This window comes from Fictibacillus sp. 18YEL24, from assembly GCF_015903855.1.
GTDB classification, from domain to species: domain Bacteria; phylum Bacillota; class Bacilli; order Bacillales; family Fictibacillaceae; genus Fictibacillus; species Fictibacillus phosphorivorans_C.
Genome location: NZ_JACZDT010000005.1, coordinates 246,210 through 265,121, shown reverse-complemented (window position 1 = coordinate 265,121; position 18,912 = coordinate 246,210). Strand labels below are relative to the sequence as shown.

The 18,912-nt window shown below is 38.9% G+C and carries 22 protein-coding genes, 2 riboswitches and 1 other annotated feature (1 of these 25 cut by a window edge); of the genes, 11 read left to right on the top strand and 11 right to left on the bottom strand.

Annotated features, from left to right (window positions below; genetic code table 11):
• The first annotated feature begins 85 nt into the window (after positions 1 to 85).
• Positions 86 to 167: riboswitch (cyclic di-GMP riboswitch) on the top strand.
• A gap of 44 nt (positions 168 to 211) precedes the next feature.
• Complete coding sequence (locus HU823_RS16655; protein ID WP_144698458.1) at positions 212 to 400, top strand: hypothetical protein; 189 nt, start codon at positions 212 to 214, stop codon at positions 398 to 400.
• A gap of 92 nt (positions 401 to 492) precedes the next feature.
• A complete protein-coding gene (gene abbA, locus HU823_RS16650) occupies positions 493 to 681 on the top strand; it encodes an antirepressor AbbA (RefSeq protein WP_144698460.1) in 189 nt (62 codons plus the stop codon).
• 51 nt (positions 682 to 732) lie between these two features.
• Here the strand turns inward: abbA and HU823_RS16645 are convergent, their stop codons facing one another.
• On the bottom strand, positions 733 to 945 hold the full coding sequence (locus HU823_RS16645) for a hypothetical protein (RefSeq protein ID WP_137788569.1): 213 nt from the start codon (positions 943 to 945) through the stop codon (positions 733 to 735).
• Positions 946 to 1,159: 214 nt separating this feature from the next.
• Between HU823_RS16645 and HU823_RS16640 the strand changes: the two genes are divergently transcribed.
• From HU823_RS16640 to ytkD, 3 genes are all read left to right on the top strand, one after another.
• Positions 1,160 to 1,423 carry a holin gene (locus HU823_RS16640; protein ID WP_144698462.1) on the top strand — a complete coding sequence of 88 codons (264 nt, stop codon included), beginning with the start codon at positions 1,160 to 1,162 and terminating at the stop codon, positions 1,421 to 1,423.
• Between the two features lie 115 nt (positions 1,424 to 1,538).
• The gene (locus tag HU823_RS16635) at positions 1,539 to 2,078 is read left to right on the top strand and encodes a hypothetical protein (protein WP_144698464.1); all 540 of its coding nucleotides are present in this window, start codon (positions 1,539 to 1,541) and stop codon (positions 2,076 to 2,078) included.
• A gap of 182 nt (positions 2,079 to 2,260) precedes the next feature.
• Complete coding sequence (gene ytkD, locus HU823_RS16630) at positions 2,261 to 2,740, top strand: RNA deprotection pyrophosphohydrolase (protein ID WP_231607511.1); 480 nt, start codon at positions 2,261 to 2,263, stop codon at positions 2,738 to 2,740.
• Between the two features lie 10 nt (positions 2,741 to 2,750).
• Here the strand turns inward: ytkD and HU823_RS16625 are convergent, their stop codons facing one another.
• The 3 genes from HU823_RS16625 to HU823_RS16615 all read right to left on the bottom strand — a co-directional run bounded on the left by HU823_RS16625 (position 2,751) and on the right by HU823_RS16615 (position 5,382).
• Positions 2,751 to 3,557, bottom strand: a complete 807-nt coding sequence (locus HU823_RS16625) for an ABC transporter permease (protein WP_197222728.1) — start codon at positions 3,555 to 3,557, stop codon at positions 2,751 to 2,753.
• Positions 3,535 to 4,314 (bottom strand): ABC transporter ATP-binding protein, encoded by a 780-nt coding sequence (locus HU823_RS16620; RefSeq protein ID WP_144698468.1) that lies wholly within the window; start codon positions 4,312 to 4,314, stop codon positions 3,535 to 3,537. Before HU823_RS16620 ends, HU823_RS16625 begins: the two co-directional genes overlap by 23 nt.
• A 120-nt stretch (positions 4,315 to 4,434) precedes the next feature.
• Positions 4,435 to 5,382 carry an ABC transporter substrate-binding protein gene (locus HU823_RS16615; protein ID WP_231607528.1) on the bottom strand — a complete coding sequence of 316 codons (948 nt, stop codon included), beginning with the start codon at positions 5,380 to 5,382 and terminating at the stop codon, positions 4,435 to 4,437.
• A gap of 160 nt (positions 5,383 to 5,542) precedes the next feature.
• On the opposite strand from HU823_RS16615, the gene HU823_RS16610 reads away from it, so the two are divergent.
• Positions 5,543 to 6,349, top strand: a complete 807-nt coding sequence (locus tag HU823_RS16610) for an alpha/beta hydrolase family protein (protein ID WP_197222726.1) — start codon at positions 5,543 to 5,545, stop codon at positions 6,347 to 6,349.
• 77 nt (positions 6,350 to 6,426) lie between these two features.
• Here the strand turns inward: HU823_RS16610 and pckA are convergent, their stop codons facing one another.
• Positions 6,427 to 8,010: a phosphoenolpyruvate carboxykinase (ATP) gene (pckA, locus tag HU823_RS16605; RefSeq protein WP_197222725.1), complete on the bottom strand. Its 1,584-nt coding sequence runs from the start codon at positions 8,008 to 8,010 to the stop codon at positions 6,427 to 6,429.
• 261 nt (positions 8,011 to 8,271) lie between these two features.
• Positions 8,272 to 8,402, top strand: a riboswitch (SAM riboswitch).
• A 164-nt stretch (positions 8,403 to 8,566) separates the two neighbouring features.
• On the opposite strand from pckA, the gene metK reads away from it, so the two are divergent.
• The gene (gene metK / locus HU823_RS16600) at positions 8,567 to 9,772 is read left to right on the top strand and encodes a methionine adenosyltransferase (protein WP_144698476.1); all 1,206 of its coding nucleotides are present in this window, start codon (positions 8,567 to 8,569) and stop codon (positions 9,770 to 9,772) included.
• 292 nt (positions 9,773 to 10,064) lie between these two features.
• Here metK and HU823_RS16595 read toward each other — a convergent pair whose 3' ends face one another.
• Complete coding sequence (locus tag HU823_RS16595; RefSeq protein WP_197222724.1) at positions 10,065 to 11,222, bottom strand: glycosyltransferase family 4 protein; 1,158 nt, start codon at positions 11,220 to 11,222, stop codon at positions 10,065 to 10,067.
• Between the two features lie 14 nt (positions 11,223 to 11,236).
• On the bottom strand, positions 11,237 to 11,788 hold the full coding sequence (locus tag HU823_RS16590) for a phosphatase PAP2 family protein (RefSeq protein WP_197222723.1): 552 nt from the start codon (positions 11,786 to 11,788) through the stop codon (positions 11,237 to 11,239).
• Between the two features lie 235 nt (positions 11,789 to 12,023).
• Between HU823_RS16590 and HU823_RS16585 the strand changes: the two genes are divergently transcribed.
• Entirely contained in the window at positions 12,024 to 12,395 is a 372-nt protein-coding gene (locus HU823_RS16585; protein ID WP_144698482.1) for a VOC family protein, read from the top strand.
• Here HU823_RS16585 and HU823_RS16580 read toward each other — a convergent pair.
• On the bottom strand, positions 12,385 to 12,903 hold the full coding sequence (locus tag HU823_RS16580) for a gamma carbonic anhydrase family protein (RefSeq protein WP_144698484.1): 519 nt from the start codon (positions 12,901 to 12,903) through the stop codon (positions 12,385 to 12,387). The genes HU823_RS16585 and HU823_RS16580 overlap by 11 nt on opposite strands.
• 81 nt (positions 12,904 to 12,984) lie before the next feature.
• On the opposite strand from HU823_RS16580, the gene HU823_RS16575 reads away from it, so the two are divergent.
• Both HU823_RS16575 and HU823_RS16570 read left to right on the top strand, forming a co-directional pair.
• Positions 12,985 to 13,773 carry an alpha/beta hydrolase gene (locus tag HU823_RS16575; RefSeq protein WP_197222722.1) on the top strand — a complete coding sequence of 263 codons (789 nt, stop codon included), beginning with the start codon at positions 12,985 to 12,987 and terminating at the stop codon, positions 13,771 to 13,773.
• A gap of 41 nt (positions 13,774 to 13,814) precedes the next feature.
• Complete coding sequence (locus HU823_RS16570; protein WP_197222721.1) at positions 13,815 to 14,885, top strand: tetraprenyl-beta-curcumene synthase family protein; 1,071 nt, start codon at positions 13,815 to 13,817, stop codon at positions 14,883 to 14,885.
• Between the two features lie 264 nt (positions 14,886 to 15,149).
• Here HU823_RS16570 and HU823_RS16565 read toward each other — a convergent pair whose 3' ends face one another.
• Complete coding sequence (locus tag HU823_RS16565; RefSeq protein ID WP_197222720.1) at positions 15,150 to 15,725, bottom strand: class I SAM-dependent methyltransferase; 576 nt, start codon at positions 15,723 to 15,725, stop codon at positions 15,150 to 15,152.
• Complete coding sequence (locus tag HU823_RS16560; RefSeq protein WP_231607509.1) at positions 15,722 to 16,687, bottom strand: TIGR01212 family radical SAM protein; 966 nt, start codon at positions 16,685 to 16,687, stop codon at positions 15,722 to 15,724. The genes HU823_RS16565 and HU823_RS16560 overlap by 4 nt, the downstream gene beginning before the upstream one ends.
• A 165-nt stretch (positions 16,688 to 16,852) precedes the next feature.
• Here HU823_RS16560 and HU823_RS16555 point away from each other — a divergent pair, with 165 nt between their 5' ends.
• Positions 16,853 to 18,049, top strand: coding sequence for an MDR family MFS transporter (locus HU823_RS16555; RefSeq protein ID WP_137788585.1), 1,197 nt, complete (start codon positions 16,853 to 16,855; stop codon positions 18,047 to 18,049).
• A 72-nt stretch (positions 18,050 to 18,121) separates the two neighbouring features.
• Here HU823_RS16555 and HU823_RS16550 read toward each other — a convergent pair whose 3' ends face one another.
• On the bottom strand, positions 18,122 to 18,691 hold the full coding sequence (locus HU823_RS16550; RefSeq protein ID WP_144698493.1) for a biotin transporter BioY: 570 nt from the start codon (positions 18,689 to 18,691) through the stop codon (positions 18,122 to 18,124).
• A 201-nt stretch (positions 18,692 to 18,892) separates the two neighbouring features.
• Positions 18,893 to 18,912: a binding site (T-box leader), on the top strand (it continues 210 nt past the right edge of the window).

Sequence of the window (18,912 nt, the reverse complement as noted above, 5' to 3'; positions counted from 1 at the left end):
TCTGATATAATATACCTATAAAATAGGAAAAATGTCTTGTGTAGTTATTTTGTATTGCAATCGTTAAGACAAACTGCCATAAATCGTTTGATAAAGGCAAACTCATTGAAAAGTGAGGACGCAAAGCTATAGGGGCTTCATTTAATATATGCCAGCCAGCTACCTTACGAAATTATCCTTCGGTTTATGAAATGATGTAGGGGGGATATCATTGGAACAGCACTTATTATTTTTTTCATGGTCAGCGATTGGATTTTATTTTGCAACGATTTTTTTTATTGCGCTTTTACTATTTTTTACTGGAAACAAACTTAAGAAAAAAGATAACAGAATCATAGATGTTTTTACTAATATTCTAATCATATTAGGTGCGATTGCCTGGGTGTTCATTACAAGTTGAATGCTGAATTTGAAAATTTCCAAATTTTTAGTAAGGATAAACACTGAAACCCCACGTTATAATGAATGCATACACGAGAGGGGGATTAACAATTGTCTACTAATGTGAAAGCAAACCTTACAGATGAAGAGAAAGAATTGTTAATTGAAGCATTGTTGAGTCAAGGGTATGCTTATGAAGTGGTTGATTCTGAGCTGAAGGATTTAGAATATGAGCTTAAGCCAGGTTATGAATCAAAAGTAAGAAGATTGAACGGACTTTTAAAAAAATTACATAATTAAAAAATAAAGCAAAAGGCTCTCTTAGAGTCTTTTGCTTCTTTTAGTTAAGTATCATGTATCTAGTAAGCCTTTTCTTCTAGCTTCCATGCGCCATTCCGCTTCTTTTACTAACCTTCTAGGTAACTTGCCTCTATTTTTTAAGAATGACCAATACGTTAGATATTGCTTTGGTCTCGAAACGGGTGAGACATTTCTTGCATACTCCCACCATGAAATTTCGTTTGCTTCTAAGCGTATTAGAAAAAGATCGTCGCCTTTTACCATAAAACTCACTCCTGTCTTGCCTTTCATTACCAATAGTATTGACTCATTTCAATAAAATAACCGAAAAAAATCATGGCACTTTATTTTATGCAAACTGCTATATAACGCTTAGGACAAAAAGTAATTTTTTTATTTTGGCAGGAAATATGGTATGAAGCTTGAATCTTTAAGTTACTAAAGGAAGGTTGTGCTTATGAAATGGGGGGTGGTCCTGTTGGAGCAAGTACTCATGTTTTCAACACTATTAGCTCCTTTGGTGACAGCAATGATGGAGCTCTTAAAACGTACTTTCCCGATTCCGAAAAAATATATACCCATTATTAGTTTTTTTGTAGGATTGATCATCGGATTGTTAGCTGCTCCCGTTACAGAAATGAATGTTCAACTCAGATTATGGTCTGGAGGAATAGCGGGGTTAGCCGCAACTGGATTGTATGAGATCGGCAAGAAAAGTAGAAAATATAAAAAAGCAAGTTAATGAGTTTAGTCTGATATTTATGAAACCATTTTCAATGATTACTTAAAAAGGGTTTAGAATTTTGAAATCAGTGAATAGATTATAGTAAGAAAACAATGTCAGGCGGTGAAATGTCATGAAAGCTTTTCTAGCACTATGTTTGGCTGTTATGCTATCATTCATTATTGTCCCTAACATTCCTGAAAACGTTCAAGAGAAGTCCGGTACTTCGGATAAGATTATTACTCAGCCAGTAACGGCTGAAGAAACGAAAGAAAAACAAGCTGTCCCTGTATTTACGGAGGATATCGCGAAGAAACAGGCGAATCTCTTTATTGAAGCACTAAAGCAAGAAACCGATGAAAACTATAGGGTTTTAAATTATTCTAATAAAGAAGAATATATGACATATTTAACGAATTTTGTGTCTAAAGATCTAGCTGCATATTATACGGATGGTTTATTTGAGGAACGAGAAAGTTCGCTATACATCATTCCTACTGAACTTCCACCTTGGCTAGAAGAAAGTGAACCTGTAATGATCAAACAGCTTTCAGATCATTCTTATAGAGTACATCAAAAAAATGAGTCTGATCTATATGGCTCATATGAAATTACTTTAGGATACGAATACCTCAACGGAAAATGGATTATTACATTTGCATCAGTAGATTAAAACATGGGTTTTACCACCCATGTTTTTTTACGATTAGATTGAATAAACTAGGATTGTTACATAATAGGAAGAGGAAGTTGTAGCTCTAAGAGAGCGTACTTTAGTGAGTTGCAATTAAAACAAATGGACTTTAAATGTTGTGAACTTTACAATAAAGGAAACAGTCGAGATGGAGTAGTGTGATGGATATAATTACGTTTAAAGATTTTTATAACAACACTGTACAATTGTCGTTTTCAGACCACCCCTTTTCGGATACGCCAAAACACGTGTGGTGTTTGTGTAAATTTAAAGATCAATGGTTGCTGACTGAGCATCCGAGACGTGGAATTGAGTTTCCTGGTGGAAAGGTAGAACCTGGAGAAACAGCGGATGAAGCAGCCGTTCGGGAAGTTTTTGAAGAGACGGGTGGAAGAGTATCAGATCTTAAATATATTGGTCAGTACTTTGTTGATGGAAAAGGCGGAAAGATCATTAAGAATATTTATGTAGCCACTGTGGACAAGATTCTTTTAAAGCATCGCTATTTTGAAACAAATGGACCTGTATTAATGAGTGAGTTGCCTGATGATGTTTCCACGGATAAGTCGTTCAGCTTTATGATGAAAGACCAGGTGCTAAAAGAGAGTATGAAGTACGCTCTTCTGCATTCCCTGGCCTAAAATAAAATGATCATAAACGGTGCTTAATAAGTTTCCGTTCAAGCCATTCGACTCCTTGATACATTACGGTAGCCATTACAGCAATGATCAAGAGGCTCATTAGTACGAGTGTGAAGTTAAAGACTTGGAATCCGTAGATGATCATGTACCCTAAGCCTTGTTTTGAAACAAGAAACTCGCCTACGATGACACCAACCCACGACAACCCCACATTTACTTTTAAAGAAGATATGATATTCGGAAAACAGGCTGGAAGGATAACCTCCTTAAAGCACTGTTTTTTATTGCCTCCAAAAGATCGAACCACTTTAATATAGTTGGCATCCACATTTTGAAACGCTGTGTATACGACGAGGGTCGTAATGATGATCGAGATTAAGATCCCCATAGCAATGATCGAACCAAAGTTCGGCCCAATCGCAACGATCAATATAGGTCCTAACGCCACTTTCGGCATGGCGTTTAAGACAACTAGATATGGATCAAGAACCTTAGACAGAAATGGTGACCACCACAGAAGAGCGGCAAGTAAAGTCCCTAACAGTGTACCTAATATGAATCCGAGTACAGTCTCACCTAGAGTAAAAAAAACGTGGATATAAAGTGAACCATCACTAATCTTTTCAATAAAAAGAGATCCTATTTTCGTTGGTGAACTAAATAGTAATGGATTGATCCAGCCTCGTAGAGATGAAACTTCCCATAACAAGAAAAAGCTGATAAAAATAAAAAGCTGAACTAGGCGTATATTTCGATTTTCTTTTTTTATCGATTCTAGATACTCTTGGTGTATCTTACTCTTTATCGTTTTGTTCAATGTGCTCCAACTCCTCCCATATTTGCTGAAAGGTTGCAGAAAAATCAGGGTGCTGACGAGCTTCAAAGGGAGGGAGTGTCTTTAATGTTTCAGGCATCTTAAATGTCCTGAAAATACGTCCAGGATTAGTTGATAACAAGATAACGGTATCACTCATCGCGATAGCCTCACCGATATCATGTGTAACTAAGATAGCTGTTTTTCCATGTTCTTTTAGAGTTGAGGATACGAGATCTTCAAGCTTTAACTTTGTTTGGTAATCGAGTGCTGAGAAAGGTTCATCGAGTAAAAGGATTTTGGGCTGTGTGGCGAGTGTTCGAACGAGTGCCACTCTCTGTCTCATTCCTCCAGAAAGCTCTGAAGGATATTTGGTTAATGTGTGATCTAATCCGATCTCTTTGAGAAGTTTCACTGCTGCTTGAACGTTTTCCAATGAATGTTGGTTCCTCAGTTTCAAACCAAGCGTTATGTTATCTTGAATCGTTTTCCATGGAAACAAATAATCTTGCTGAAGCATGTAACCGATTTTCGGATGCGGAGATGTGACCAGTTGGTTATTCACCGTTACCGTTCCGACCGTTGGAGTGAGTAGACCTGCGATCATAGATAAAAGTGTGGATTTACCGCACCCGCTCGGTCCTAGTAAGGATATAAATTCGCCTTCTTGTACAGAAAGCGAAATATCTTCTAAGGCCGTTGTGGCAGACGTTTTTGAAAAGTATGTTTGCCCGACAGATTTTAGTTGTAATAAAGCCACGACGATCCCCTCCTGATTTTGTATTTGCACTTCAAACAACCACCTGTGAAGCTTCTCGTGTATATGTTCGACAAGAAGCTCCCTATGGTAGCCTTATTGTATGCAGACCCGTCTGTTCCTCTACTTGATGGCTTTCTTTGCTATTGAAGTATCAACAAGAATGTCATAATCCACTTTTTTAGGAAGTTCGCCCGCTTCGTCCATAATAGTCTGTAAGTTGTTCCACTCTTCTTCATCTAGAATTGGGTTAAGAGCGAAACTGTGTTGACTTTTATAGCGATCCACAACGGTTTCAATAAGTTCTACAGGGGTATCTTCAAAATAAGGTGCGATAACTTTTGCGATCTCTTTTGCAGAGTGGTTCTCCACCCATAACTGCGCTTTATATAAACCTTTTGTAAATTTGTCTAATGTTTCTTTGTTTTCTTTTATATAGCTCTGTTTCGCCATAAAGGTTGTATAAGGAATCTTCCCAGACTCAGCTCCGAACGAAGCAACAATGTGTCCGATTCCTTCTTGTTCAAATAGACTTGCTTGCGGCTCGAATAATTGAACATAATCTCCTGTTCCAGAAGCAAACGCATTCGCGATGTTAGCGAAATCAATGTTTTGAATCATCGTTAGATCGTTCTTAGGATCAATCCCGTGTTTCTTTATACCAAACTCACCTGCCATCTGTGGCATGCCGCCTTTACGCTGGCCTAAGAAAGTACTGCCTTTAAGCTGATCCCATGAAAAGAATTCCGGCTTTTTTCTTGCCACTAAGAAAGTACCATCTGTCTGTGTAAGCTGTGCAAAGTTAATAACAGGATCTGTTGATTCTTGTGCATGTACATAGATGGTTGTTTCTGAACCAACGAGTGCTACGTCTGCGCCATCAGACAACAAAGCTGTCATCGTTTTATCGCCGCCCCAGGTGGTAGTCAGTTCAACGTCTAAACCTTCTTCTTTAAAAAAGCCTTTCTCTATGGCAACATATTGTGGAGCGTAAAAAATGGATCGTGTTACTTCAGCAATTCTGACTTTTTCTTTTTTAGGGCTAGAGGTATTGCATCCTGCCAACAGCATGGAGAAAGCTAGTAAACAAGTGAAAAGTATCGTTAGTTTTCTTTTGAAATATTTCATATTGGATCCTCCTGCACATAGGGATGAAGTCATGACTTTTATGTAATAATGTATGTGATTGGTGCAAATGTGTGTTTGCCCACAAAAATAAAGGAGTGTAGGAATGAAAAAAGCAAAGATGATAGAGTGGCAGCGATTTCCTTCTCCGCATCCTACCATTCGCTTGTATGTAGTCACGTATTTAAATGATGGATTAAAAATAAAAGGACTAGCAGCCTTACCTGAAGGAAAAGGACCATTTCCAGGCTTTCTTTATCTTAGAGGTGGGATCAAGTCCGTTGGAATGGTCAGAATTGCTAGGATCATCCAGTTTGCTTCACAAGGATTTGTTGTTATGGCTCCGTATTATCGAGGAAATCAAGGGGGAGAAGGCAACGAAGATTTTGCTGGAGAAGATCGTACTGATGCTTTTGCCGCTTTTGAGGTATTAAAGCAGTTTCCTAAAGTAGATCCAGTGGACATTCATGTGTTTGGCTTTTCACGAGGCGGTCCTATGGCCTTATTTACAGCTATGAAATTTCCTGAAATTCGGTCTGTCGTAACATGGGGCGGAGTGACTGACATGGCGATTACGTATGACGAGAGAGAAGATCTGCGGAGGATGATGAAGAGAGTGATCGGAGGGACTCCAGATAAATATCCAGAAGAATTTGAATGGAGATCGCCACTTAACTATTGTGAAGAATTAGATACACCGCTACTTTGTATTCATGGCATGAAGGATGAAAACGTAAGTGTAGAGCATACCCTTAAGATTGAAAAAAGATTAAAAGAGCTCGGAAAACCATGCGAAACATGGATCTATCCGGAATATACACATTATTTTCCGCCAACAGAGAACCGAAAGATTACATATGCTTTGTGTGAATGGATGAAAGGACATGGAAAAGGAGCTAAAATGAGATTTTAGCTCCTTTTCTAATCCAAACATATATAATAAATAAAAAAACCTTCCATTGCTAGAATGGAAGGTCGTTATTCATTGTATTAAACGAGCGGTCCAGCTTGAGAAATTTCAGCTGAAACAGATTTGAATTTTTCAAAGTTCGCATTAAATTGGCCAGCAAGCTCTTTCGCCTTAACGTCATAAGCGTCTTGATCACTCCACGTTTTCTTGGGTTGAAGAACTTGATCTGGAACACCAGGGCAATGTGTTGGGATATGAAGCCCAAAAATAGGATCCACCACTGTTTCAACCGATGCAAGTTCTCCTTCTAATGCTGCTTGCACCATTGAACGTGTGTGGCCTAGATTCATACGGCTTCCGACTCCGTACTCTCCACCAGACCAGCCAGTGTTAACAAGATAAACCTGAACGTTGTGCTGATCGATTTTCTTGCCGAGCATCTCAGCGTAAACAGTAGCAGGTAGTGGCAGGAATGGAGCGCCAAAGCATGTTGAGAACGTAGCTTGTGGTGATGTTACGCCTCTTTCTGTTCCTGCAAGTTTGCTCGTGTATCCTGATAAGAAGTGATACATCGCTTGTTCTTTAGTCAGTTTGCTGATTGGAGGCAATACACCGAATGCATCAGCTGTTAAGAAGATGATTGTGTTCGGGTGTCCGGCAACACTTGGTTGAATAATATTTGGAATAGCATCGACAGGATAAGCTGCACGTGTGTTTTCAGTTAATGAAGAATCTTTATAGTCAGCTTCTCTCGTTACAGGGTCGATCATTACATTCTCTAGAACGCTTCCAAAACGAATCGCGTTCCAGATTTGTGGTTCTTTTTCTTTCGATAGATCGATTGTTTTTGCATAACATCCACCTTCAATATTGAAGACTCCAGTGTTAGCCCAACCATGCTCATCATCCCCGATCAAACGACGATTAGGGTCAGCAGATAAAGTAGTTTTTCCAGTTCCAGATAGTCCGAAGAATAAAGCTACATCTCCTTCATTCCCAACGTTTGCGGAACAGTGCATAGATAGAATGCCTTTTTCAGGTAGAATATAGTTCATGACAGAGAACACAGATTTTTTAATTTCACCTGCGTACTCAGTACCACCGATCAAAACAATTTTCTTCTCGAAAGAAACGATAATAAATGTCTCGGAGTTTGTTCCATCTTCAGCCGGATTAGCTTGGAACCCTGGTGCTGAAATCACTGTGAATTGAGATTCATGAGAGCCTAGCTCATCGTGGTTCGGGCGTACAAACATTTGATGAGCAAAAAGGTTATGCCATGCATACTCATTGATTACTTGGATAGGAAGGCGATACTCGCGGTCTGCACCAGCAAACCCTTTAAACACGAATAGTTCTTCTTTATTCCCTAAGTATTGGAGGACTTTTTTGTATAATTTATCAAAGTTTTCTGGTGAAAATGGTTTATTAACCTTTCCCCAATCGATTGAATCTTTAATGGAAGCATCTTCAACGATAAATTTATCCTCAGGGGAACGGCCTGTATATTTCCCCGTTGTAGCTTGAAGTGCTCCTGTGGATGTAAGGATGCCCTCGTTGCGTTGAAGAGATTTTTCTACTAAAACCGGAACAGGTAAGTTCTGGTGAGTTGTTTCACGGGTCACAAGATCGTTTAAGGTTGTCGTAAATTCCAAAGTATTCATATGAGACAGTACCATCCTTTATCCTAGAGTGATATATTCGAAAATTAGTATAACACATTGAATTAAATAATGTATACTATTTTATGAAAGTGCATCAAAAAAGTTCTTACTTCCTAAAAAAAGATCAAAATTATGTGAAATAGCCATCTTATTTAAAACGCTTTCATTCTATAGAATATAATACTCCAAACTTACTGCTATTCATAGGGTTTTCTATTGACAGAGAGTGATCATTACGCTATCATATTTCGAGAACGGCTACTCTTATTCTGAGTAGGTGGAGGGACAGGCCCTATGAAACCCAGCAACCGACATGAAAGTGGTAAATAAAACGCCACTAGAAATGAAAAGGTGCTAACCTGCAAGGTGAAAATAACCTTGGACAATAAGAGGTTGAAGGCATTATGGTTTTAGAAACCTTTTCCCTCGTGAATGTATGTGAAACAGGGAAGGGCTTTTTTTATGCCTTTTTCAGGTTAAGAACATAGACTGTGTAAAATAGATAAGAATAAAGTACCGTATCATACTCAAAAGCAGTTAAAGGGAGGATATTAACTTGTCCAAAAAAGTTAGTCGTCGTTTATTTACATCAGAATCCGTTACAGAAGGCCATCCAGATAAAATCTGTGACCAAATCTCAGATGCGATTCTAGATGAAATTTTAGCTAATGATGCAAATGCTCGTGTAGCATGTGAAACTTCTGTAACTACAGGTCTTGTACTTGTAGCAGGTGAGATCACAACTTCTACTTATGTAGATATCCCAAAAGTAGTTCGTGAGACAATTAAAGAAATCGGTTATGACCGTGCAAAATATGGTTTCGATTCAGAAACATGTGCAGTATTAACTTCCATCGATGAGCAATCTGCTGACATCGCGATGGGTGTTGACCAAGCTCTTGAAGCAAGAGAAGGATCTATGACAGATGCTGAGATCGAAGCAATCGGTGCAGGTGACCAAGGTCTAATGTTCGGATTTGCTTGTAACGAAACTGAAGAGCTTATGCCTCTTCCAATCTCACTAGCTCATAAATTATCTCGCCGTCTTACTGAGGTTCGTAAGACTGAAGAGATTCCTTACTTGCGTCCAGATGGAAAAACTCAAGTAACGGTTGAATATGATGAAAACGATAAGCCTGTTCGCATCGATACAATCGTAATTTCTACTCAGCACCACCCAGAGAACACACTTGAAGAAATTCAAAAAGACATCAAAGAAAAAGTAATCACGCCGGTTGTTCCTGCTGAACTGATCGACGAGAACACAAAATACTTCATCAATCCAACGGGCCGTTTCGTAATCGGCGGACCTCAAGGTGATGCAGGTCTTACTGGCCGTAAAATCATCGTAGATACTTACGGTGGATATGCTCGTCACGGTGGCGGTGCATTCTCTGGTAAGGACGCGACTAAAGTTGACCGTTCAGCTGCTTATGCTGCTCGTTATGTTGCTAAAAACATCGTAGCATCAGGTCTTGCTGATAAAGTTGAAGTACAGCTTGCTTATGCGATCGGTGTTGCTCAACCCGTATCAATCGCTGTAAACACGTTTGAAACAGGTAAAGTTTCTGAAGAAGTTCTTGTTGAGTTAGTTCGCAACAACTTCGATCTTCGTCCGGCTGGAATCATTAAGATGCTTGATCTTCGCCGTCCGATCTACAAGCAAACTGCTGCATACGGCCACTTTGGACGTACTGACATCAACCTTCCTTGGGAGAACACAGATAAAGCTGCAGAGCTTAAGAAACAAGCAAATATTTAATGACATGTTAAACCAGACTTCCTTTTGGGAGTCTGGTTTTTTTGTAGTGGTTAGTTTAGAAGGATTTGTCGAAAATCGGATAAAAAATTTTATGTACGGAATTAATCGTTAGTTTTACGGATAAATGTACATTATTTACGGATAAAATTGTGATTACCTCGTAAAAATGCTTATATAACCCTCTGATAAACATCATCTGAACCGATAATGTTCATCAGAGGGTTGCAAAATATATAAAACTATAAATAAAATCGATTGCTATTTACTTTAGTATCATAATATCCTGCGCCTATTAGGCAATGATCGTTTTATTTTTACTTTTCATATAAATAACTTCTTCATATTGCATCAAAAGATTCCCAAAGATAGCTGGCCAAGATTGAGTCATCGCATAATTTCTTGCTTTTAGTTTCATAGAACTTAAGAGCATATGATCTTCCATAATTGAAACGATATTTTCTATGAATGAGTCAGCTTCTCTAGCTTTACAGATTATACCCGTTACACCGTCTTGAACAATTTCAGCTACTCCGCCAGAATCTGACACGATAGCAGGCAACCCAGATGCAGATGCTTCTAGAACAACATTGCCGAACGTCTCTGTAGAAGAAGGGAAGACAAATAAATCTGAAGAAGCATAAACTCGCGCTAGTTCATCTCCAGAAAGATAACCTGCACAGGTGACATTGTTATATTCTGATTCCCACTGTTCAACATCACGTCGACTTGGTCCATCGCCCACAATCAGCCAATGTACATTCTCGCCGAAAGAACGTGGCAGTTGATCTATCACTTCTTTAAGGATGTTTAGGTCCTTTTCAGGTGCTAATCTTCCCACGAACAAAAAGATATACTTCTGTGTAATATTATATTTTTCACGGACATAGTAATCACGCTTTTGAGGTGTAAACATCATACAGTCAACTCCTCTGGACCATATGTCAATATTATTAAAGTTTTTTGTGTACAAAATCTTCCGTGTTTCTTCACTTGGAACAAAGATTTTTTCAAAAGGTTTATGAAACCATTGCAGATAACGCCAGAGCAAGGGGGATAAGAAATCTAGATGGTAGTATGCAAGGTAGCGGTCAAAATGTGTATGATAGGAGCCTACCATGGGAATGTTTTCTTTTTTACCGTATCGCATCCCAAATAAGCCAATATTAAAAGGGGTAGCTATATGAAGGAGGTCAGGTTTGAATTTACTTAGTTCTCCGTTCAAGGCTTTAAATTGCGGTATGGCAAGCCTGCACTCCGGATATAGAAAGAGTGGCAGGCTTTTCATCGCATAATATTGTTTGCATTCTGTTTCTTGATGCTCTTCAAAAGAAGGCATGATAACTTTATATTCAACTCCATTGGTTTCTAGGTAACTCGTAAATCTTTTTAACGTGCGCGCAACTCCGTTAATTTGTGGATGGAACGTATCAGAAAAAAGAGCAAGCTTCATTTCTTCATCTCCTTTTATAAAAAGTAAGGCAAGATAAAGCTTTTTACTAAAAATAAAGAAAAGAAGCTGGAACTGATGCCTAGAATCATTCCTGCAAGTACATCAGAAGGATAATGAAGACCTAGATACATACGGGAAATAGCTACTAAAAGGGCAGCGACCAATAAAAATATACCGATAAATGGATTCAATAGTATCAAGGGTGTGACGATTGAAAATACAGCGGTTGTATGACCCGACGGAAATGAATGATCTTTTAGTGGATTATCGCCGATGTTCGTATCTGGAAGACTTAAATACGGTCTCTTTCTCGGGTACATTTTCTTAGAAATAGCAACAGGAATGTGGCTGATCAATAAAGACAGCATACAAACAATTCCCCAAGACTTTAAATGCATAGGGAGGAATAACAGAAGTAGAATACTTGTTGAGATGGTGGCTGTTGCACCACCAAGATGCGTCCACAGGTGAAAGAAATGGTCCATTGAATTTCTGTGCAGTCTTCCGTTAATCAGTCGGAAAAAGGTACACTCTTTTTCATAAAGCCAATCGATTACTTTTGTCATGAATATCCCCCTTACCATTCATATTTTGTTCGATACTATAATAATAAAATACAATTGTAAGGGGAACATGAAGACAGTATGAAATTATTATAAAAAAACCATCCTCTAAGAGCAGGATTTCAAAGTGTATCACGGAATCGTTGAGAGCAGCAGCTTCAGTACGATTTCATCTCAAATTCTTTGTTTCTATGTTAAAATTATGGGCAAAACATAAAGAGAGATGAGGTGGCTATACATGTATGCAGGCATACATCATGTATCCTTACTTGTAACCAATCTAAAAGAATCATTGTATTTTTATGAGGGAATTCTCGGATTCGAGCAAAATAAAAAACGCCCTCAATTTGATTTTCCAGGCGTTTGGTATGATATCGGTGACACGCAACTTCATTTGATCGTCCATCCTGAGGGTAAAGCTAGAAGAAATTCGACAGAGATTGATAGCAGAGATGGTCATTTTGCTGTAAGAGTTACGAATATGGACAAGCTATTAAAAACATTAGATGCTCATAACGTTCCATATGTTAACAAACCAACAAATAAAACAGAGTGGCACCAAGTTTTTGTGAGTGACCCTGATGGTAACTTAATCGAGTTTAACGTTTAGGTTGTAATGATTTATAATACTGTCCTTTCTCATAATATTCACGACGGATTCGATTCATGTCCGTGATATCTTCTTCTGTTAACTCTCTGATCACCTTGGCTGGTCGGCCGAAAGCTAAGGTGTTCGGCGGTATCTTTTTTCCAGGAGGAACGAGACTCCCTGCACCTATAAAAGCTCCTTCCCCAATGTGAGCTCCATCTAATATGAGTGAACCCATGCCGATCAATGCGTTCTCTTCAATGATACAACTATGTAAGATTACACTATGACCAACAGTAACGCCGTCTTTTAAATGAAGGGGACGGTTCGGACTTTGATGAAGAACAGAATTATCTTGAACGTTTACATAGTCCCCGATAATAGTCGGGGAAACGTCTCCTCGTATGGATGTATTAAACCAGATAGAAGAATATTCGCCGATCTGAACATCACCAGTAATGGTAACATAGTCTGCAATAAAGGCAGTTTTTGAAATCTTAGGTTGTTTATCTCCGAATGGATAGATCATGGTTACACACTCCTATTATCATTATTTATCTATCTACAGTTTAGCAAATCACCAAGTCTTATGAATAGAGAAGGTGGAGAAATGTGGACATGGAAAACAAAAAGAAATGCAGTCGGAACGATCGTAGTCGTTCATGGTGCAAACGAACATCACGGCAGGTATGATTGGGTTATCAAACAATTGAACGAAGTGGGTTTGCATTGTGTTTCAGGCGATCTTCCAGGTCAAGGTACGACAACGAGAAGAAGAGGGCATATTGATGCATTCGATGATTATGTTCAAACAATAGAAAAATGGTATCTTGAAGCCGAGAAATTTGGACTTCCCGTATATATCTTAGGACATAGCATGGGTGGATTAGCCGTAATCAGAACCTTGATGGAAAAAAGGCTTAATGTTCAAGCGGTTATCTTATCCTCTCCTTGTTTAGGATTGGTTCATTACCCATCAAAAGGAAAAGAAGCCGTTTCCGTTCTATTGAACAAACTCGCTCCGAGTGTAAGGTTAGCGACCAATTTACCTGAAGGCAGTGCTACCAGGAATGAAGAAATACGTATACGTGATAAAGAGGATAAGCTGATCGTTAAAAAAGTCTCTGTCAGATGGTATCGAGAGTTGATTGGTTCGATAAAACATGTTTTCGATCATTATAAAGATTTTCCAAATGTACCGTTAATGCTTTTACAAGCGGGGGATGATCGAATCGTGGATAAAATGAAAGTGAAACAATGGTTTAACGCAGTACAACTCGAAGAAAAATGGTATAAAGAATTTCCATCACTATATCATGAAGTATTAAATGAGCCTGAAAGAGATCATGTGTTTAATTATGTAAAAAAATTTCTGTTTCTGCATAGCGACGTCGATTAAAGAAAAAGGTAAGGGAAGAAATAAACAAAAGGAGCCATCTTATGAACAAAGTTCCGGTTCACCCTTGGGGATTGATGTATTCCGTTTATACGCATATCTTTCCGGCTGTCAGCCATCTGCTTAAGTCGTGGCATGAGAGAGCTGAGAAGATTCCGAACCCTGAATTAAGAAGACAGGCAGTCAGCAGCATTTTGGATAAGATGTTTCACTGTGAAGGGGGAGCTATCCTTACACTGCTAGCAGGGAATCATCGCAAAAAAGCCATCGAGTTTGTGGTGGCGTACCAAACGATCAGCGACTATTTAGATAATCTTTGTGACAGAAGCACTTCACTGAATGAGAAGGATTTCCGTGCTCTTCATGAAAGTATGTTTCATGCGTTATCTCCTGGCGCTGTTCCAACAAATTATTACCGTTACCGTGAAGAACAGGACGACGGAGGTTATTTGAACGAATTAGTTTATACGTGTCAAAACGTTTTGTCAGAGATGAAAGCTTATCCAAATATCGCAAGTGAACTGATCGGACTAGCCTCGATCTATTGTGATTTGCAAGTTCATAAACATGTCATCGTTCAAGAGAGAGAGCCACGACTAATCAGTTGGTTCGGTGAGTATCAATCTGTTCTACCAGATATCACATGGTATGAATTTTCAGCTTGTGCAGGTTCAACACTGGGTATCTTCTGTTTAGTCAGTTATGCATTTCAAGGAAACTTCACAAAAGAATCTGCAGCAACGATAAAGAAAGGATACTTTCCATGGCTGCAAGGTCTTCATATTCTTTTAGATTATTTTATTGATCAAAATGAGGACAAGTTGGAAGGCGACCTGAATTTTTGTACGTATTATAAGAATGATCAGCACATGCTTGAACGAATGGTTTATTTTGCGGAAAAAGCAGAGAAAAGCTGTGCTAATCTTCCTAATTCGAGGTTTCATCGCTTGATCCAAAGAGGGCTGTTAGGAATCTACCTTGCAGATAAAAAGGTGTCTGAAAGTCCTGGGATCAAAAAGATGGCTTCAAAGCTCGTTAAAGTGGGAGGGGCAACAAGTTACTTCTTTTATGTAAACCGAAAATTATATCAAAGGTTAAAACCTTCCCTCTCATAAAAGTAATGTCGAGCTCCATGTGCTTCGCATGTAGTAGGGGTATGTGAGGATAGTAACTATTGCGTAATTTGTCGAGGAATGTAAACTCGTGGATAAAAGACAAAAACTTTTGGATTGAGAGGCAATTCTCGTGGATAAACAGTCAGAATTTTTGGATTGCGTGCTTAAATTTCCGGATTGATGACCATAATACCCCGGGGTGTATATATGACGACCAGTTTCTGAATCCTGAAAAAAGGCTGAATCAACATTGATTAGTTGAATTCAGCCTCTTTTTTCGATTGCGACCACAAATGGCGGGTCGTTCTTTTGATTTATAAATTCGTATTGTAAAACATGAGCCTGTTTTTGATCCAGCTGTTTTACATAATTCATAACTATTTCTTTTTCTCTTTTGCCCTCTTCATGTCCATGGTAGATCACGAGTATAATTACGCCTTCAGGTTTTAACAGTTGTAGGAGCTGTTCAATAGCACCGATGGTAGATAATCCTGTTGTTGTAATAGATTTGTCACTTCCAGGCAAGTAACCAAGGTTGAAAATAGCAGCAGTTACTTTTGTGTGAAGATCACTAGGTAACTGAGTGGTTAACTCATCATGAGAGGCATGAAAAAAAGTAACGTTATGATCTGCATGATGATCAAAAAGCCGTTGTTTTGAGTTCTTGATCGCTTGCTCTTGAATATCAAAAGCAAACACATGCCCGCTCTCGCCAACGAGTTTTGATAAAAATAAAGTGTCGTTTCCGTTTCCGCAAGTTGCATCTATGACCAAGTCCCCTGATTTACAGAACGATTGAAGAAGCGTTCTCGCAAACGGCAATACTCCTTCTAATTTCATAGGGTGTTCACCTCAGTAGTATTATAAAATTTCCCTTGAAAACTATTTCTGTTTTTAAGCTCACTTTCAATCGCATTTAATACTTTCCATTTATTCAAACTCCACATCGGTCCGACTAATAAGTCAGATGGCCCGTCTCCAGTTAGTCGGTGAATCATCATTTGTGGAGGAAGAATCTCTAGTTGGTCACAAACAAGTTTTACATACGTGTCAAAATCAAGAAACTCTAACATACCTTGTTCATATTGTTTGACCATAGGTGTCTTTTTTAGAAGATGAAGCAAATGGATCTTAATCCCTTGAACATCAAGTTTCGCAACTTCTCTTGCAGTTTCCATCATCATCTCTGGAGTTTCTAACGGCAATCCGTTAATGATGTGTGAACATACTCTAATGTTATGTTTTCGAAGTTTTTCAACGCCTTCAACATATGTTGCGTAGTCATGAGCTCTGTTTATGAGCAGAGCTGTTCGCTCATGTACAGTCTGAAGTCCTAACTCGATCCAAAGATAAGTTCTTTTATTTAAGTCAGCAAGATATTCAATCACATCATCCGGTAAACAATCAGGTCTCGTTGCAATCGAAAGTCCAACAACGCCTTCTTGTTCTAGTACCGTTTCATAAAGCTCTTTTAGTTGCTCAACAGGAGCGTAAGTGTTCGTAAAAGCTTGGAAATAGCCTATATATTTACCTTTTTTCCATTTCGAATGCATTCGTTCTTTAACGGTGTGAAACTGTGTGATGATATCATCTCGGCGGTTTCCTGCAAAATCACCTGAGCCACTTTGAGAGCAGAAGGTACATCCTCCAAATGCGGCATTGCCATCACGATTCGGACAATCGAATCCTCCATCTAATGGTACTTTAATAATTTTATCTCCAAAATGGGATTTCAAATGCTGATTCCACGTGTAATATCTTTTATCTCCAAAATAATCTGGCTTTTCCATAAGGTGTGCCATCTTTCTCACTCCTTTATACGGTGATGAGCACCATATGACATTGTAGCATGTTCGCACTGTTAGCGGCAAAGTGAGTTGTCAGTACTTTCAAATTGTAAAGTGCAGGAAAAAGGAATAAAATACAGAGTGGTTTAAGACATCTTAGTTAGCAAGCGGGGGATATTTATGCCAGCGAAAGTATGGCTGCTCATCATTGGAATGGCACTTAATGTGACCGGCTCAAGTTTCTTGTGGCCGATCAATACGATTTTTATACATGAACACCTAGGTAAGTCACTTACCGTAGCAGGAATTGTTCTATTACTTAACTCAGGTGCCGGAATAATCGGTAACTTAACGGGAGGATTGCTTTTTGATAAATTAGGAGGCTACAAGACCATTATGCTCGGTGTCTCCATTTCATTTACGACTTCCTTCTTATTAATCTGGTTTCATGATTTTTGGATGTACAGTATCCTTCTTGTTTTTATGGGATTTGGAATGGGAATCGTCTTTCCATCTATGTATGCATTAGCAGGTACGATGTGGAAAGAGGGTGGGAGAAAAGCATTTAACCGAATCTATATTGCACAGAACGTAGGAGTGGCGCTTGGGGCTGCTCTTGGTGGATTTGCAGCTTCCTATTCTTTTACACTCTCATTCATTAGTTGTTCAGCTCTATCTTTTGTATTTTTTATTATCGTGCTGTTCGGTTTTAAAGACATTGATGCAACAGAAGAAGCTTCTGTGCAGACTGTTTTTTCTCAACGAAAAAGAATTCATAACAAAGAAGCGTTTATGGCACTATTGATTTTATGTGGAGGGTATCTGCTAGCTTGGATTGGTTACGTGCAATGGCAGTCTACGATCGCTGCTTATACACAATCACTAGGAGTAACTCTTAAGATGTACAGTTTGCTTTGGACCGTTAACGGTGTGTTTATCGTTCTTGGTCAGCCGCTAGTCAATCTTTTCTTAAAAAGATGGCTGCACTCCACAACATCGCAAATTTTGGTTGGATATTGTATATTTGTTATTTCATTCGTGATGGTAGGGAATGCTAAAGACTTTAGTGGCTTTATGATGGCCATGATCGTTCTTACTATAGGAGAAATGCTCGTATGGCCTGGCGTCCCTTCCATCGCAGCAGAGCTTGCTCCTGAAGGCAGAGCCGGATTCTATCAAGGAATCGTAAACTCAACAGCCACAGGCGGAAGGATGCTCGGACCGTTGTTTGGAGGAATGATTGCAGATATTTTCAACATATCCGTATTGTTTCAAACGATCATCGGCCTGATGGTGCTTGCTTTCATTTTGACGATTCTATATAGCAGGAGTCGACATGCCATTCAGCAAACTGAAATTCCTCAACAAGCTTCTTGAGATTTATAGATAATGAACAACCAAGAGACCGTGATAGGATAATCACGGTCTCTTGGTTTATATTTTAATGAATTAAGCGGCTCTTGTTTCTTCTTTTGGAAGCAGTTTAGCTGACATTAATCTTCTTCTGATCGTAACACCAAGAACTGAAGCTAAAATGGCTTTAATTACTCCTACAAGTAAAAAAGGAATAACACCACCACTCATTGCTTGTTCCCAGCTAAGGCTTGCAATGAACTTTAGTTGAACGGCACCAAAAACAAGTGTAATCACCATACCCGCAATGTTAGCCACAACAGCTGGCAGAAGAGTAAAACTTGTCTTTTCTAAAATGAGTCCAGTGATATAAGCAGCGATGATAAAGCCGACGATATAGCCTCCTGTTGGACCGATCAGCACCATGAACCCACCTTTAGCTTCAGAGAAAACAGGAAGACCGATCGCTCCCATAGCGACATAGATCATAACAGCGAGGGTACCATACTTACGCCCTAGAATGGTTGCGCAAAGCCCGATTGCTAAAGTTTGTCCCGTAATCGGAACTAATGGAAGTGGAATGGTCAGCTGAGCGAGGATCGCTGTAATTCCTGCCATAAGTGCGGCATATAGTGACATCTTCAGTTTTTGATTACTTTCATGCATGTCTGTTGCACCCCTTTTTAATGTTAACGCAAAAATAATAACAGTTAACATTACATTAAACAGCTACTTAATGTTTGTCAAGATACGGTTTACAGCGTTATAACCCTTGTTTAAAAGTGGTAAAAATAGGTTATTATACTTCTAAACAACCTTGACAATTTAGGGAGTTATTCATAAAATACAAATTAGCATCTAAATTTTTTAATAACGATGATAGGGAA

Coding starts and splice junctions, on each gene's coding strand:
- HU823_RS16580 (WP_144698484.1), bottom strand. CDS start 12,903: ATGATCTATCCATTCGGAGATAAACAACCTAAGATTTCAAAAACTGCC.
- pckA (WP_197222725.1), bottom strand. CDS start 8,010: ATGAATACTTTGGAATTTACGACAACCTTAAACGATCTTGTGACCCGT.
- HU823_RS16570 (WP_197222721.1), top strand. CDS start 13,815: ATGAACAAAGTTCCGGTTCACCCTTGGGGATTGATGTATTCCGTTTAT.
- HU823_RS16585 (WP_144698482.1), top strand. CDS start 12,024: ATGTATGCAGGCATACATCATGTATCCTTACTTGTAACCAATCTAAAA.
- HU823_RS16560 (WP_231607509.1), bottom strand. CDS start 16,687: ATGGCACACCTTATGGAAAAGCCAGATTATTTTGGAGATAAAAGATAT.
- HU823_RS16575 (WP_197222722.1), top strand. CDS start 12,985: ATGTGGACATGGAAAACAAAAAGAAATGCAGTCGGAACGATCGTAGTC.
- ytkD (WP_231607511.1), top strand. CDS start 2,261: ATGGATATAATTACGTTTAAAGATTTTTATAACAACACTGTACAATTG.
- HU823_RS16590 (WP_197222723.1), bottom strand. CDS start 11,788: ATGACAAAAGTAATCGATTGGCTTTATGAAAAAGAGTGTACCTTTTTC.
- HU823_RS16645 (WP_137788569.1), bottom strand. CDS start 945: ATGGTAAAAGGCGACGATCTTTTTCTAATACGCTTAGAAGCAAACGAA.
- HU823_RS16615 (WP_231607528.1), bottom strand. CDS start 5,382: ATGCTGTTGGCAGGATGCAATACCTCTAGCCCTAAAAAAGAAAAAGTC.
- HU823_RS16595 (WP_197222724.1), bottom strand. CDS start 11,222: ATGAAGCTTGCTCTTTTTTCTGATACGTTCCATCCACAAATTAACGGA.
- HU823_RS16610 (WP_197222726.1), top strand. CDS start 5,543: ATGAAAAAAGCAAAGATGATAGAGTGGCAGCGATTTCCTTCTCCGCAT.
- HU823_RS16555 (WP_137788585.1), top strand. CDS start 16,853: ATGCCAGCGAAAGTATGGCTGCTCATCATTGGAATGGCACTTAATGTG.
- HU823_RS16565 (WP_197222720.1), bottom strand. CDS start 15,725: ATGAAATTAGAAGGAGTATTGCCGTTTGCGAGAACGCTTCTTCAATCG.
- HU823_RS16635 (WP_144698464.1), top strand. CDS start 1,539: ATGAAAGCTTTTCTAGCACTATGTTTGGCTGTTATGCTATCATTCATT.
- HU823_RS16550 (WP_144698493.1), bottom strand. CDS start 18,691: ATGCATGAAAGTAATCAAAAACTGAAGATGTCACTATATGCCGCACTT.